The 16,056-nt window shown below is 32.7% G+C and carries 8 protein-coding genes; all 8 read right to left on the bottom strand.

Features of this window, described 5'->3' with window-relative positions; translation table 11 throughout:
• Positions 1-16: 16 nt before the first annotated feature.
• A complete protein-coding gene (gene rlmB, locus MHM83_RS07310) occupies positions 17-754 on the bottom strand; it encodes a 23S rRNA (guanosine(2251)-2'-O)-methyltransferase RlmB (RefSeq protein ID WP_159490045.1) in 738 nt (245 codons plus the stop codon).
• A gap of 83 nt (positions 755-837) precedes the next feature.
• Positions 838-2,322 carry a RagB/SusD family nutrient uptake outer membrane protein gene (locus tag MHM83_RS07305; protein ID WP_159613073.1) on the bottom strand — a complete coding sequence of 495 codons (1,485 nt, stop codon included), beginning with the start codon at positions 2,320-2,322 and terminating at the stop codon, positions 838-840.
• Positions 2,323-2,332: 10 nt separating this feature from the next.
• A complete protein-coding gene (locus tag MHM83_RS07300) occupies positions 2,333-5,539 on the bottom strand; it encodes a SusC/RagA family TonB-linked outer membrane protein (RefSeq protein ID WP_239179003.1) in 3,207 nt (1,068 codons plus the stop codon).
• Positions 5,540-5,665: 126 nt separating this feature from the next.
• Positions 5,666-7,102: a hypothetical protein gene (locus tag MHM83_RS07295; RefSeq protein ID WP_159613069.1), complete on the bottom strand. Its 1,437-nt coding sequence runs from the start codon at positions 7,100-7,102 to the stop codon at positions 5,666-5,668.
• Between the two features lie 20 nt (positions 7,103-7,122).
• Complete coding sequence (locus MHM83_RS07290; RefSeq protein WP_239179001.1) at positions 7,123-9,948, bottom strand: TonB-dependent receptor domain-containing protein; 2,826 nt, start codon at positions 9,946-9,948, stop codon at positions 7,123-7,125.
• A gap of 385 nt (positions 9,949-10,333) precedes the next feature.
• Positions 10,334-11,020: a hypothetical protein gene (locus MHM83_RS07285; RefSeq protein ID WP_239178999.1), complete on the bottom strand. Its 687-nt coding sequence runs from the start codon at positions 11,018-11,020 to the stop codon at positions 10,334-10,336.
• 87 nt (positions 11,021-11,107) lie between these two features.
• Positions 11,108-12,697, bottom strand: coding sequence for a SusD/RagB family nutrient-binding outer membrane lipoprotein (locus MHM83_RS07280; protein WP_159613060.1), 1,590 nt, complete (start codon positions 12,695-12,697; stop codon positions 11,108-11,110).
• Positions 12,698-12,703: 6 nt separating this feature from the next.
• On the bottom strand, positions 12,704-15,952 hold the full coding sequence (locus MHM83_RS07275; RefSeq protein ID WP_239178997.1) for a SusC/RagA family TonB-linked outer membrane protein: 3,249 nt from the start codon (positions 15,950-15,952) through the stop codon (positions 12,704-12,706).
• Positions 15,953-16,056: the final 104 nt, after the last annotated feature.

The raw sequence follows: 16,056 nt of genomic DNA, 5'->3' as shown, positions 1-16,056 counted from the left end.
AGCAGGATTTAAAATATTATAAACGTTGTCTTACAGCTTCATATAAGAACGCACCACAAGCAACTGAAACATTTAAAGATTCAATTTCACCTAGAAGTGGCAATTTAGCCTTATAGTCCACCATTTTTAAAACAGAGTTACTTACTCCTTTGTGCTCAGAACCCATGATGATTGCTATAGGTTGATTAAAATTAACATCAAAAACTGAATCTTCAGTTTTTTCAGTAGCAGCAGCTAATTTAATATCTGCAGCCTTTAGTTGAAAAATGGCATCTTTAATATGATCTACTTTACAAATAGGTACTTTAAAAGCAGCTCCAGCTGAAGTTTTAATGGTTTCAGCATTTACAGGAGCACTACCACTTTTTTGAATGATGATTCCGTTTACACCAGTACATTCTGCTGTTCTAATAATGGCTCCAAAATTCCTTACATCAGAAACTTGATCTAATAATAAAAATAGGGGAGTTTTATCAGATTCTAATGCTTCTTCAATTAAGCTCTCTAAATCATAAAAGTCAATAGGGGAAATTTTAGCTACAGCACCTTGATGATTGTTATGTTTAGATAAACGATCTAACTTCTCAGTAGGAACTACACTAGTTGATACTTTATTCTTCTTTAGGAGCTTATCTAATTGAAAAAATAATTCTCCTCGTAAACCTTTTTGAAGATATACCTTGTTAATAGAAGCTCCACTTTCTATAGCTTCAATAATGGCTCTAATACCGAAAATATTTGTGTTTTGTTCCATGTAGCAAATGTAGTTGATTTTATGGTATAAAAAAACCACCTCGTTAGAGGTGGTTTAATACTAATTAATATATTTATTCCTTTTTATAAGTTAGGGTTTGCGTCAACTTCATCTAAAGGTATTTGATAAATCATTTTAGGGTCCATTGCTGGTATTACAAGATCGGCACCAGGCATAACAAGATTCAATCTTCCATCTTTTCTGTTCAAGCCGACTCCGTTTCTTGCCATATCAAATGAAGCAACACCGTCACCCCATAATTCAATTCTTCTATAGAGTAAAATTTCATCAATTAAATCCTGACCAGTTTTTGTTGATTTAACATAGTTAGGGTCTCTAACAGAGTTCAAGTCAAATAATACTTGTTGAGCATCTGAGTTTTTACCTTGCCTAGCTAATGCTTCGGCCTTTGTTAAATAAAATTCAGTGTTTCTTAAGTAAATATAATCTCCAATAAACTCTCCGGGACCTGGATGAGCGATAAACTTCAAGCTTGTATATTTTGGTGTTATATTATAATGTGCCCATGTTCCAGGTACTATAATTGTCCAAGGTTCATATTGCTTATCAGCAAACCATAACTTCCTCTTATCTGTATTTGGTATCATATCATACAAATTAGAGTTTATAGTTTTAAAATGATTCCACCCACTATAACCATCGTTTATTTGGCTAACATGTGAAAAGAAAGAACCGTATACTGTAGTTGTAGTTGGTGTAATGGTAGCACCCCATATTGCTTCTGATAAAGATAATTCATCAAATCCATGTTGAACATCGTCACTAATTGAGCCAACATTCATAGCTATATCTGCAAATTCTTCTGCTTTTTCCCAGTTTTCGTAGGTAAGATAATATCTAGCTAAATATGCAGCTACTACATTAGCATCAATTTCATCTTTTGTACTTCTTGTATATGATTTTAAACCATTATATGCTAATGTTAAATCATCAAGAATTAACTGTTTTATTTGCCCTAATGTTGATTTAGGTTGAGGAGTATAGTCTCCGCTATCAATTGGTACTGTTGGCGTGTCATCACTAGCTTTAGTATGTTGATAAATTCTTGCTAAATAAAAATAAGCAATAGCTCTGTACGTGTAAGATTTATATTTAAATACTTTAACCTCTTCAGGTGCGGTATCAGGTATAGTATTAATAATAGCGTTAGCTCTGTTTATAAGGGTATAGCAGAATTTCCACATAACCTCATTATTTCTATTTGTAGTAATTATATTATCGTAGTTATTAAAAGAACCAAACCAAGTATTTCTACTCATATCCATATCGTTACTTCTTAAATCCATTCCAAGCTCTAAAGCTTTTAGTCCAAAATCATCATCATCTTCTTGAAGTCCGTCTCTGATATAAGATAAAATAGCACCATCTAAGGCTTTAAGACCTTGAGTATTACCTGCTGCAGCTAATGCTTCTGCTTGCGTTTCGGTTAAATACCTTTCATTTTCAAATTCTTGTTCTAAATCTGAACAGGAAATGAAAAATATTACTGTTAAGGTAAATAAAACAGACTTGTACCACTGTTTTATAAAAATTTTATTGTGTTTCATAATTACATTATTAATTAAGATTAATATTTACTCCAAGAGAAATGGTTCTGTTTGCACCATATTCAGCCGAAGTTCGACCTACTGAGTTTAAACGAGGATCATACCCTTGCCTAGCACTGTATAATAAAAATCCATTATTAACAGTTCCATAAATACGAACATTATCTATATGATATTTTTTAAATACATCATTATTAAGGTTATAAGACAAGCTAATGTTATTTAAGCTTAAGTAACTAGCATCAGTTAAATAAAGGTCAGAAAACCTGTATTGATTTCTTGCTAAAGGATCAATTCTTGGTAATTCAGCTTTAGGATTATCAACAGTCCAAGTTTTATCATAATCAGGGAAATTAGTAACATTTTGAGTCGCGGAAAGTAGACTGAAATACTCGCTGTCAATGCCGTATCCGCCAACTTGATAGGCGAATTGTACATCTAAACTAAAATTACCTGCTTGTATATTTGCACCAAATCCTCCTGTAAAATCAGGAATAGCACTCTTTCCAACAAATTGTCTATTGTCAATTGTAGTATCAGTTTCAAACACAAGACTATAATCATCGGTTTTAAATTCCTCTCCTGTAGTTTTGTTTTTTGCCCAGTATAACGCATCTCCATTTTGAGGATCTACCCCTGCAAACTTCACCATATGGTATTCAAAAATACTTCTACCTACCTCTCTACGGAAGCTGCCTGATTGTGCTGGAGCACTTGGAGGTAAATACGTCATTTCATTTCTAAGAGTAGATAAATTTGCGTTTAAATTTACTTTAAAGTTTTCTTTATCTACAGCTTTCCAAGCTAACTGTGTTTCAAAACCACTATTAACCATAGTACCTGAATTAACAGCTCTAGAACCTTGTTCAGCAGCTGCAGAAATAGCTATTGGAACGTTAAATAAAAGATTATCAGTTTCTTTTCTAAAGTAACCTGCAGTTAAGCTCAATTTATTAAATAAATTTAAATCTAAAGATACATCAAAACTTGCAGAATTTTCCCATGTAACAGCATCTCCTCCTAAATAACGTAACTCTTGTGTTAATTGTCCATTACTTTCTCCAATTATAAATTGATTTAGGTAAGCAGAAAGGTTACGAGTTGTACTATTATCATAAAAAATTCTATCGTTACCTGTTGTACCGTAATTCACTGCCAATTTTGCATAGTTAATTACATTTGAATTACTCAAGAAATCTTCGTTACTAATAACCCATGAAGCACCAGCAGACCAAAAGAATCCCCATCGATTATCAGGGTGAAAAACACTAGTAGAATCATATCTACCTGTAAGGTTTAAAAAGTAAGTATTGTCTAAACCGTAGATAAACCTTGAGAAGTACCCCTCGGTAGCATACTTTGTATTATATCCTTCTGCAGAAGCATAAACAGCAGTATTGTCAATCACTGGGTTTAGATCTCCAATAAGATTTCTTTTAGAAAGAGATAATAAAGAGAACTTTTCTGTATATGTTTCATGACCTAAAAGAACATCAAAAGTATTCCTTCCAGAATCTTTTTTCCATGTTAATAATTGTTGATTTGTAAATGCAGAAAAATGATTAGTGCCACTAGTTAATAAACCATTTTGAGCTGCAGCAAACACACCAGCTCCAGGACCTCTAAAGTCAGTGTCTCTATCAGATTCAGTAAGATAGTTTGTTACATATTCAAAGTCAAAACCTAAAGGTAAATCAAATTTAGCCCTTAAACCTCCATTAAAATTATCTCTTTTAGTTGTTAATGTTGTATTTTCAATTACAGCTAAAGGGTGTTCACCAGGAGCATAAAGTCTAGCTCCTCGACTAGTACCATTATCAAAAAATTGAGGTTGACCAAAATCATAAGCAAAGCCACTAGGAGTATTAGGATCTGAAATAAGATTCCAGTTCTCATCATGTTGATAAACAGGGTAAATAGGAGCTATTCTTCTGTTCCAAAAGAAAGCATTACTAAACTGAGTCGTATTGTTACCAGGAACAGATTGACTAATAGAGTTAGAGTATGAGGCATCACCACTTATTGTTAGTACATCAAATATTTTAGCAGAAGTAGCTTTTAAACGAGCATTATGTCTTTCAAAATTACTTAGAATAGTGTAACCGTTATTTGTTTCTGAACCTAAAGATAAATAATACGTTGCTTCTTCAGAACCACCAGAAATAGAAATATTATTTGAAGTAAAACTAGCAGCGTTCCTAAATAATGCATCTTCCCAACCATTATTTTCTAATAGTAATTTAGCATTAGGGTTAATTTTTCCTGTGTTCGGATCAACTATTTGATTTCCAGGGACATTGTATAGGTTGTAGTTGCCTAATCTATCTAATAAATTGTCAGAAGCAAATTGTCTAGCTTCAGCCATTGTAATAGGAGTACCAGCTTTGCTCTGACGATAAAACTCAGAATTAGCTAAGACACTATGGTAAGATTCATAAAATTTACCAGGTGTTTCTATTATATTGTAATCCTTAACACCTCTTTGAGTAATACCAAATTTGCTATCAATATTAACTTGAATCCTATTTTTACTCCCTTTCTTAGTGGTAATTAATAATACCCCATTTGCTGCCTTATTACCATATAATGAAGTAGATGAAGCATCTTTTAAAATAGATGTAGATTCAATATCTTTTGGGTTAATACTGCTCATACTACCAGAATAAGGAACTCCATCTAAAACAATTAGTGGAGCAGCATCTGCATTGATAGAATTAAAACCCCTTACTCTAATTATAGGTGAAGAACCAGGTTGTCCACTAGATTGAATAACTCTGATACCAGGAGCTAAACCTTCTAAGCTTTTTAAAGGATTTGAAAAGTTAGTGTTTTCTATTTGCTCTTGATTAATAACACTTACTGCACCAGTAACCGAGTTTTTTGATTGCGTACCATAAGCAACTACGACAACTTCTTCGAGTAAGTTATCACTTTTAAGTACCAAAGAAATTTGATTAGAGCTTCCTACAGTCTTTTCTGTAGTTTTCATACCTACAAAACTGAAAACTAATACATCTCCAGTTTTAGCCTTAATGGAATAATTTCCATCAAAATCAGTTTCGGTACCTAAAGTAGTACCTTTTTTTAGGATTGTAACTCCAGGTAATGGACCCGTTTCATCTGAAACAGTACCAGAAATTGTCCTGTCTTGTGCAAAGGATATTTGTACAAGAAATGCAAGGAATAGTGTTAGTATTCCATTAAACTTTGTTCTCATTATGTAATTATTTGAATTAATTAGTGGCTAAAATCTTAATTAAATCTTAAATAAACAATTTTTTAACAAAAAAAGCTGCTCATAAGCAGCTTTTTTATTAGTTATTATTATAGTTTATAATAAAACTTAGTGAAAAGGTAGTACTTCATTTGAAGTTTTGTTTTGAACTAAGATTTTATTCAAGTTGTGCTTTATTTCAACAGTTCCAGCATTAGGGTCATAAGTGAAAGCATCTAGTTCTGATTTTATAGAGTTAATAAAACTAGGTATAACACCTGTTAATCCTGGATGACTTTCGTCAACATTGGAGTTTAATAATAATTCATTTTCAGATAAAACATATTTAACACCCAAGTCAATAATTCTTCGACCTTCAGCGATAAATACTTCTTGTCTCATTAAGTACAATGCTTCAAGAGCCTCATCTATGGTTGTAAGAGCGTTAATAGACGTTTCTGTAAGTGAAGTTCCTGATACAGTATAAGTTGTAGCTGTAGCAGTTCTGTCGATAACCAAACCAGTTTTATATAAAACATCACCTTCGTATCTAACGAGTATACTTGAACTATTAGGTCTAGAGTTAGGGTTTCTTTGAGTTCTGTCTTCTGATGTTTCATCAACTATCTTTGTTGGTCTATTATTAATTATAGATAGAGCGTTCTTCATTGCTGTTTTAGCATCCTCTAAAGAGTTGTCAGATAGATTTGCTTCAGCAATTATAAAATAAGCTTCTTCGGCTTTTAATACAGCGATAGAAGCATCAATAGCATTGTCAACAAAAGAATATTTAGGGTCTAAAAAATCTAATGAAGGAAGAGGTTGTAAGTCGTCAAAAGTACCTCTTTCATATAAAGCATCTTCCATAGTATTTGAAGGACCGTTAGTTTCATCAAAATCAACTGTAAATAATAAGCTATCATCCATATTTAAAGATGTGTTAGCAGAATTAACAGCTTCAATTTTGTTTCCTAAATTGTAATAAGTTCTAGCTTTTGCTAAATGATATTTAGAGTCGTTATTAAGATTAATTGCAGTATTAAAGCTTTCAAGAGCTGAATTATAGTTTTCTGTAGAGCTTTTAGGTACACCTTTGTCTTCTTGTGGCAAAAAGCTGAAGTATTCTCCAGCTAAAAGAAATGATAAGCCCTTATAGAAATGAAATTCAGCCAATGTTTCGTCTGAAGAATTAACATCATTAGGCGAAATACGGTTTATACCAAATGTACACATCTCTCTCAATCTTGCAATGTCAAAATGTAAATCGTTTAAATCTCTGTCTTGAAAATCAATAGTTAAATTATCTAACAATTGATTATAGAAGGTTTGAGAATTCACATAGTTATCAGAGGCTATTTCAGAAATAGTTACAATTTCATTATATAATAATGCGTTTTGTCTTTTGATACCTGTTAACCAGGCTTTTGATGAGTTGGCTTGACCAACAACACTTTGTTCTGATAAATTAGGATTAGTGACATCTGTGAAATCAATAAGATCTTCGTTACAAGAAGAAAAAGAAATTGATAAAGCCAATGTTACTCCTAAATATTTAAATATTTTCATGTTATACTTTGTTGTTAAGTTTATAATCTTGCTTTTAATGTTAAACTATAGATTCTTGGTGCAGATTCGGTACCGTATCCAAATCCTCCACCAGAGAACCCTCCTTGAGCACCAAAACCAGAACCTGATGCTTCAGGATCAAATCTTGATTTCACAAAGTTGAAAGGGTTAGCAACATTAAATCCTAATGTAAAGTCTTTTACTGTATTGGAGATTTCTCCAAAATTATAGGTCCCACCAATATTTCTTATTTTTAAGAAATCTGAATCTTCTACCCAATAACTAGCTAAGTCAAAAAATGTTAACCCTCCGACATTTGCTTGGTAGTCTAATATTTCTTGAGGGAATCTTCCTTCATCTTCTAATCCTGCAAAAAACCTAAGTACATCATCAACAGCAACAGCTTGTCCTCCAGTTTGATAATCACCATTTAAGAATAAATTTAATTTATTGTTGAAAGTGTAGTTAATTGAAAAGCTACCAAAGTTTGGCGAAAAAGTATTACCAATATTTTGGTTTCTTAAAATAGTAGCCACACCATTTTCATCTACAGTAGTTTTTGCACCTCTTAGAAAACCTAAAGGTTGTCCTTCCTTTACATAAGCACCAAGGAAGGTAAATCCACCAACATTAAATTCAGGAGCCCCTCCTGAGCTAACAACTAAATTTTCATTTCTATTATAAGAAACATTGAATTGTAAATTATGTTTCTCATTGTTTATTATGTTTGCTTGTAGAGATAATTCATAACCTTTGTTTGATATTTCACCAATATTTTTTAGTTGGTTTAATTGACCAGAACTAGGAGCTTGTGGAGGAGTGAATAATGCGTCTTCTGTTAATCCATCATAATATGTTGCACTTAAGCGAATTCTATTATTAAATAAGCCAACATCAACTCCGATTTCCTTTGTGGTTACAGTTTCAGATGTTAATTTTGTGTTTCCAGGATTGTTGAAGGTAAATGATTGTTGACCTAAAAAATTATTTGCTGCGATAGTCAAATCTCCAGCAAAAGGAGTAGGGAAGTTAGTTGCTTGTCCCCAGTTAGCTCTTAATTTGAAATTAGACAATGTGTTTCCGAATGTGTTTTTCCAAAAATCTTCATCAGAAATGTTATAAGTTATACCAAATTTAGGTAAATATAATAAGCCTATATCATCACCAAATGCGGTGTTACCATCAATCCTTAATCCCAGATCGATAAAAATTTTATCCCATAAACCTACATTCTCAGATAAATAAAAGCCAAAGTTAGAAAAACCTCTTTGAAAGTCAGTTACAGAATGTTCAGCACCATTAACTGTAATAGCACCATCAGTTACACCAGTAGCGGTTATATTTTGTTGAAAGTCATCATTTCTAAAAAACTGGCTTCCAACTGTTGTTATAAATGAAAAATTATTATTTATATTAAATTTATGTTGAGCGTTTATTTCTCCAGTAAAAGAGATGAAGTTTCTAGTAGCTCTTTGTATAGATCCCCTATCAGTTGTTCCTTCAGGTTGATTACCTTTGGCGATCAATAGAGCGTTGGTTGCGATAAGCTCCTGTCTATTATTTCTTGAGTCAAGCCCAAAGATTAAATTAACTTTAAAGTCTTCGGTAAAATCATAGGTGAATTTGTTAGATGTTTGGAATCTTCTAATTCTGTCTGTTATATCAGTTAATTCACCTTCTTTATCATATCTTGCTTTAAGGGTATTAAAATCTTCGTCAGATAAAGTGTCTATATCACCATTATCTCCACCTTCAGCGTTTGAAAACCTTGAAAATCCACTATTAGCATTATAGTCACGAGTATAGTTAAATGTACTAAATACAGCAGAACCTTGGTAGGTTAGTTTATCAGTGATTTTTGCAGTGAATCCAGATCTTATTGTTCTTCTAAATTGTTTATTTACATTATTAAAACCATCGTCGTGGTACATTGAAGCTGCAACATTATATCTAAATTTATCAGTACCTCCATTCAGTCCTATTTTATAATCTTGAAAAACACCATCTTCGAATATTAAATCTGCAGTTCTTTTAAATCTTAAAAAATCTTTAGTACCACTAATTACACCCGTAGAAGCTTCGAAATTGATAGAAGTTCTACCAACGGTTCCTTTTTTTGTGATGATTTGAATAACCCCATTAGCGGCATCAGCTCCATAAAGTGTTGTGGCAGCTCCACCTTTTACATACTCAATCTTTTCTATTGATTCTAGTGGGATGTCTGCAATTGAAGAACTATTAGCTCCACCAGTAGCAAGGCCAAGTTGGGCGTTTGAGTTCAAGTTGTCTACCCTGATACCATCAACAATTATAACTGGTGTAGTGTTACCGTTAGCGCTTAGAGGTCCTCTTGTTCTGATAATTGAGTTTGTACCAGGTTGTCCTGAGCTTAACTTAATTTGTGCAGAAGGTGCAGAGGCCTGTAAAAGCTGATCTAATTGTTTCGTAGGAGTTTTTTCGATGTCTTTACTTGTTAGAGCGTCAACAGTGGTTGATAATCTCTTTTTACTTATACCCGCACCTGTACCAGTAACTATAATCTCATCAAGAATATTATCACCCGTCATTATCACGTTAATCTGTTGATGGCTATTTACTGTTCTTTCTGTAGTTTTCATTCCTACAAAACTAAATACCAAGATGTCTCCAACTTTTACTTGGATAGAGAATTTTCCGTCAAAATCCGTTTCGGTACCTTGTGTGGTACCTTTTTTTAATACTGTAACTCCAGGTAATGGTCCAGATTCATCAGAAACTGTACCTGAAATTGTTTTTTCTTGTGCAAAGGACATTTGCATAATTAACGCTAGGAATAACGTTAACATTCCATTAAACTTTGTTCTCATTATGTAATTATTTGAATTAATTAGTTGCTAAAATCATAAAATTATCTTAAATAAACAATTTTTTAACATAAATAACTTTAGTTTTAATTAGAAAAAGTATATGAATTTACTTGTTTGTTGTTAAGAGTTAATTTTATTTGTTCATTGATATAGTTTATATGCAAATATTAACAATGAATTAGTTTTTTTTTTTTTTTTTGAGTATAGGTAGAAGAAAGTTAACACATTATTTTTTAAAAATAACTTAATCTTTAATGGTTGAATAGTGTAGAGCTTATTAATTTTGAGTGTTAAAATAGCTATGTGATAGCTATTTTGTGATAGGCTGAGAAGGGGTATTGGTGTTTAACTTGAATTAATTAAAGAGAATGAGTAGTAGTAATAACTATAGGTTTAAGATAAGTCTTTTTAAATCATTTGTCTTTTTTATGTTAATTTTTTTGTGTTCTTCTTTTTTGTATTTAATGTTTAAAATAAATAGGGTTTTCTTTTTTGATCTAGGTATTTTTATGAGTTGGTTATCCTTAATAAAATAGTTGTAGCCTTTATTGATTATTTTGTTTTCGATTATGCCTAGAGACTCCTTTGAGTTTACTGTTCTCTTTTTAAGTTTGTATAGTTTTACAAGAGTGATATTCTTGTTTTGAGCAATCTCTTGATAATAATTATTATCTGTGTTAGGTATAAGGGTGTTGCTTATAGGTTTAAAAGTTTTGTTGTCAAAAATAATTTGATCTATGCTTTGTTTTTTTAAGTAGATAAAATCATTATTTTCAAATTGAACTTCAAATCTTTTATCGAATAAATTGTAATTGCAGTTTGGTAGAGTATAGCTTTTACTTTCTTTAGTAGTTATTTTACATTTTTTCCATTCTTTAGTTAAGTAATATGTGCCAGATACATTTTTTCCAAATTCATTATTGAATTTCATATCAATTTTAGCCATAGCAAAATGATCCATGTTGTTATTGAATATGCTGTTTGCGTGTTTGGGAATTTTTTGAGCTCTGGTAAATTGTGAGAAAATAGTATTTGTGATTAGCGCTGTAATTAATAATAATTTCAATTTCATGATTTTTTAGTGTAAAATTTTGTGTTTTTATTGGATATGATAAAAAAAGCTGAAGTTACTAACTTCAGCTTTTAATGTTTTTTGGTGTTAGTTTTTATCCCAAAAAATCTTTGTTGTTTTTTCATCCCCTCCAATACTTGAAGAAGCACTTTGATAGTTTGTACCATTAAGTGTTGATTCTGAAGTAGGGTATAGAAAACGAGTAGGAATTTGTTCAGGGTCAGTAACAGGTAAGTTGTTTAAGGTTGGTTGGTCAAATAATCTCCAAGTTGTCCATCCTTCAAAACCGTTATTATACAAAGCTAACCATTTTTGAGTAGCAATTTTTTCTTTCCAGTCACCAGATGCAGTTGAGTAAGCAACGTGACTCATTGCTAAATAAGAGTTAACATCGTTTATTTCCCATTCATCAAAAGAGGCTCTGATACCTTCGTTATAGTGAGTTTCGGTATCTCCGCTTACACTATATCCACCTCTAGCAGATGCCTCTGCTAATAAAAACCTAATTTCAGCAGCTGATATAATCGTGCCTTTAAGGTCTGGTACTCTTAGAATGTCTCCTAGTTGAGTATGACCACTGTGGCTGTTGGCAGTACCATAAGTACCTCCTTCGAACAATTGAGTTTGGTTGTTGTATGCATTTGTGTATGAGAAAGTAGCAACTACATTGTCATTAGAGTCAGTTATGTTTAACTCTTCAGGGATTACTTTATTGGTTCTGAAATATACAAACATTCTAGGATCTGTGTTAGTAAAAGAGTCTGGATCTATGTATTCTACTTCATCTTTTTCATCAATTACGCCGTCTCCATTCAAGTCAGATGAATTGTAAGTTAAATACTCTCTTGGTTGCATTTTGTTAATAAATGTGTTAGCTGCAACAAAATCATTACGACCACTCTGTACTAAGCTAACGTATAGAGGATTGGTGTTAGGAGAGGCTCCCAGATAATTAATAGAGAAGTTATCACTGTTATTAAGAATTAAATCTGTTGAAGCTAAGTTAGCATACTGGATAGATTCGGTAGGGTTAGAGTCTGCTATTCTCATAGCCATTCTTAACATTAATGAGTTAGCAGCTTTTTTCCATTTTGAAAGGTCACCACCGTAAATAAAATCATCAAAACCAAAGTTTCCATTGGTGTTAATAGTTTGAATGGCCTTTGATAGTCTATCTAATAAATCTAAATAAATTGTTTCAGCATCATCATATTTTGGAGTTGGATTGTTTGGATCAAGTGCTTCTGTGTATGGCACATCTCCAAAGGTATCTACTAAGATACTATATGCGTAAACTGTAGTAAACTCTATGATTGCTAATTGATTTTCTTTGTTAGGGTTATCTACTGAGTTTTCTGTAGAGACTCTAGCTCCATCTAAATCTTTAAGAACATCTCTGTATAGTGTGTTCCAAATTGAGCCTCCTATGTTTCTACTAACTTGATTAAATTGACTTTCATCAGGATAGGTTGTTTGTGCCCAATATTGAGCATATAGTCTAAAAACGTTTTCATTAACACTACATGAGTTCATTAAGTCAAACATGTTTCTGGTACCGTTGGCAAAAAGTGTTGCGCCTGATACTTCACTCGGATTTTTTTTATCAACATTTAAGTCTTCATCGACACAAGAGACGATTAAGAATGTTGAAATTAAAAATAAAAATATTTTTTTCATAATCTTTTAAAATTCTAAATTAACATTAAGACCAACTGTTCTTACGGTAGGGTATGATCCGGATAAATATCCTTGAGCATTACCTGCTCCTAATCCTGATTCAGGATCAGCAAAAGGTACGTTTTTGTCTATTATCCATAAATTTCTACCTACTAAAGATATTGTTAAATCCGATACTGCAGAATTTTGAAGCCAAGTTTTAGGAAAATTGTACTTAAGGCTTAACTCTCTTAGTTTAATATATGAAGCATCATATATAGTAAGTGCGGCTGGGTTTACGTTCGAGTCTCCCCAGTAGAAAGCTCCATTGTATGTGTCTGCAGGAGTACGAGTAGTGTTTGGTTGTCCGTCTTCTGTAACACCAGGGTTAAGTACACCCCCACTGTCTGGCCCTGATGTAATAGGATTTCTTATTGGGTTTCCAAGTTCGTTAAGCCCCCCTGTGTAGTCTGGTAAACCTGTACCTTGACCATAATGAAGGTCTAATGAGTATACATCTCCTCCTTGTTGGATGTCAATTAAAAAGCTTAACGATAAATTTTTATAAGAAAGAGTGTTTGTGATACCGGCGTTCCAGTCAGGGTTAGTATCTCCTATAATTTGATTGCTTTTAACTTTATAGTAACCATTATCGTTAACAACTTTGTTGCCGTTATCATCGTAGACAAACCCAGTACCTCTTATTGTTCCATAGGGTTGACCTTTAGTGGCATTAATTGAAATACCCCCTTGGAACGATGCAAGTTGAATGTTTTCTACGTCGGAATATAATTCTTTAACTAAGTTGTTGTTTTTTGACCAGTTAATTGTAGTGTTCCATTTAAAGTCTTCATTTTGAATTATTTTTCCATCTAAACTTACTTCAACCCCTTTGTTTTCTATGGTACCAGCATTAACCCATCTACTAGAGAAACCTGAAGCAGCTGTTGTGGTGACTGGCATTAATTGGTTTTCTGTGTCTTTTTTATACCAAGATAAATTTAAGCCCAAGCGATTGTTTAAAAATCTAGTTTCTAGACCAAGTTCTATTTCTTTGGTTCTTTCAGGTACTAAGTTTTCGTTTTTCTTGGTGCCATTAAAAGAGCTTAAAGCTACACTACCGAAATGATCTATAACATTATAGGTGTCGTAAACGTTGTTGGCAGGTAGGTCGTTACCTACTTCAGCGTATCCAGCTCTAAGTTTACCATAGTTTAACCAGTTTGTGTTTATTAGTTCTGAAAAAATAAAACTACCACTAACAGCAAAATAGTTATAGCTATTGTTTGCTGTTGGGAGAGAGGAAGATACATCGTATCTGTCTGTGAATTCTAAGAAGAGTCTATCGTTATATCCTAAAGTAGCTTGAACGTAATATCCGTTAACTTGTTTTTCGGCTAAACGTTCTTCGGGTAGGTTAACGGGTAAGACAGAGTTTCTTAAAGAATATACACCAGGGTTAGCTAAACCTCCGTTTGTTGAGGCTCTCCAGAAGTGGTATTTTTCTTTTCTGATATTCATTCCTAAAACACCATTTAGGGTTAATTTCTCAGATAAATCTTTACTGAAGTTCAACATTAGATCATAGTTGAATTCTGAAAAGTTAATTTGTGTTCTTTGATAACCAGACGCTTGGTCTCCAACTGTTAGTCCAAACTCTGTAGCAACTGATCCAACAGCTCTCCTATCTTCACGTACTTCAGAGTATGTATCAACAGCTACTTTACCAGTTAAATCCAACCAATCATTAATATTATATGTAGCAAATGCATTACCAAAGAATCTGTTTCTGTTATCAGATTGGTAATTTTGATATCTAGTCCAATATGGATTGTCCCAGTATTGTGGTTGTAAAGGAGATCCTCCAACCGAACCTTGGTGATTCCAGCTATAGTTTTTGCCAGTTAAGTCGTAAATATACTTTTGGTCTTTAATGTCAACGTTTACTTGCCACCATTGTCTAAATTGAGACATTAAATTATCTCCATATCCTGTAGAATTTCTACCAATAACATCTTGGTTGATAAAGTTGGCATTGGCACCTGTAGTTAGTTTATTTGAAACTTTCAAAGTACCATTAAAGTTAAAGGTGTTTTTGTCTAGTTTAGAGTTTGGTAAAATACCTTTGTTTTGAAAGTTTGTGTACCCTAATCTGTAACTCACTTTATCATCGCTTCCTGAAATAGATATTGAGTTATTGATTTGGTGAGAAGTTTCGAAGAAATCTGCAGGAGTGTTTTTACCAGCGATGTAAGGTGTTGCAGTTTGGTAGTTTGGGTGTTCAGGAACAAACGCATCCCATTGATAAACAAGAGATCCATCTAAAGGAGCTCCAAAAGAACCATCTTCGTAGGTAGGCACTGCTAAATCGTTAATCCCATCTCCATTAACATCAATATCTTCAAAATATCCTGTACTTCCATAGTAGGGGCCATATCCAGCACCGTATTTATCTTGATACTTTAAAAAAGTAGATCTATCTATTTTTCCTAAGGTAATACCGGAAGATATATTTACCTTCATATTTCCTTCTTTTCCTTTTTTGGTTGTAATAATGACAACTCCGTTTGCTCCTCTAGATCCATATATAGCAGATGCAGCGGCTCCTTTTAAAATATTAATAGATTCAACATCATCAGGGTTAATGTCAGAAGCTGCGTTACCGTAGTCAAAGCCTCTTCTACCATTTTTTTGATTTGCGCTATTTTCTATTTGATTAGAAATAGGGATTCCGTCTATGATAAATAAAGGTTGATTGTTCCCTGTTAAAGAGCTAATTCCTCTGATTAAAAAATTAGAAGATCCGCCAAAATTGTTGTTAGCTTTAATTTGAACACCGCTAATTTTACCAGATAAAGAGTTTACTACATTATCAAGTTTTACAGTAGAAACCTTGTCTCCTTTGATTTCTTGAGAAGCGTAACCTAAACTCTTTTTAGCTCTTTTTATACCTAAGGAAGTTACAACAACTTCATCAAGTACATTGTCGCTAGCCATGGTTAAATTGATAACGTTAGTAGTTCCAACTATTTTTTCAACAGTTTTCATTCCTACGAAACTAAAAATAAGTGTATCACCAGTCTTAGCCTTAATAGAAAATTTTCCGTCAAAGTCAGTTTCTACTCCGGAAGTTGTCCCTTTTATTAGTACGTTAACTCCAGGCAGGGGGCCTGTTTCGTCGGAAACAGTACCTGAAATCACTTTTTCTTGTGCAAAGGATATTTGCACAACTAACGCTAAGAGTAGTGTTAGTATTCCATTAATTTTTGTTTTCATTATGTAATTATTTGAATTGATTGAGTCAAAATTCATAAATAAAACTTAAAAAAACAAGGTATTTGTTAAATAATTATAAAATAAAGTATTTGTTTTGTTGTAGA

Source organism: Tenacibaculum sp. Mcav3-52, assembly GCF_022347665.1.
Taxonomy (GTDB): Bacteria; Bacteroidota; Bacteroidia; order Flavobacteriales; family Flavobacteriaceae; genus Polaribacter; species Polaribacter mesophilus.
The sequence above is the reverse complement of the archived record's forward strand: the minus strand, read 5'-3'. Positions and strand labels throughout refer to the sequence as shown.

Excerpts from the sequence above, each read along its gene's own strand:
- rlmB (WP_159490045.1), bottom strand. The coding sequence starts at position 754 with ATGGAACAAAACACAAATATTTTCGGTATTAGAGCCATTATTGAAGCT.
- MHM83_RS07305 (WP_159613073.1), bottom strand. The coding sequence starts at position 2,322 with ATGAAACACAATAAAATTTTTATAAAACAGTGGTACAAGTCTGTTTTA.
- MHM83_RS07300 (WP_239179003.1), bottom strand. The coding sequence starts at position 5,539 with ATGAGAACAAAGTTTAATGGAATACTAACACTATTCCTTGCATTTCTT.
- MHM83_RS07295 (WP_159613069.1), bottom strand. The coding sequence starts at position 7,102 with ATGAAAATATTTAAATATTTAGGAGTAACATTGGCTTTATCAATTTCT.
- MHM83_RS07290 (WP_239179001.1), bottom strand. The coding sequence starts at position 9,948 with ATGAGAACAAAGTTTAATGGAATGTTAACGTTATTCCTAGCGTTAATT.
- MHM83_RS07285 (WP_239178999.1), bottom strand. The coding sequence starts at position 11,020 with ATGAAATTGAAATTATTATTAATTACAGCGCTAATCACAAATACTATT.
- MHM83_RS07280 (WP_159613060.1), bottom strand. The coding sequence starts at position 12,697 with ATGAAAAAAATATTTTTATTTTTAATTTCAACATTCTTAATCGTCTCT.
- MHM83_RS07275 (WP_239178997.1), bottom strand. The coding sequence starts at position 15,952 with ATGAAAACAAAAATTAATGGAATACTAACACTACTCTTAGCGTTAGTT.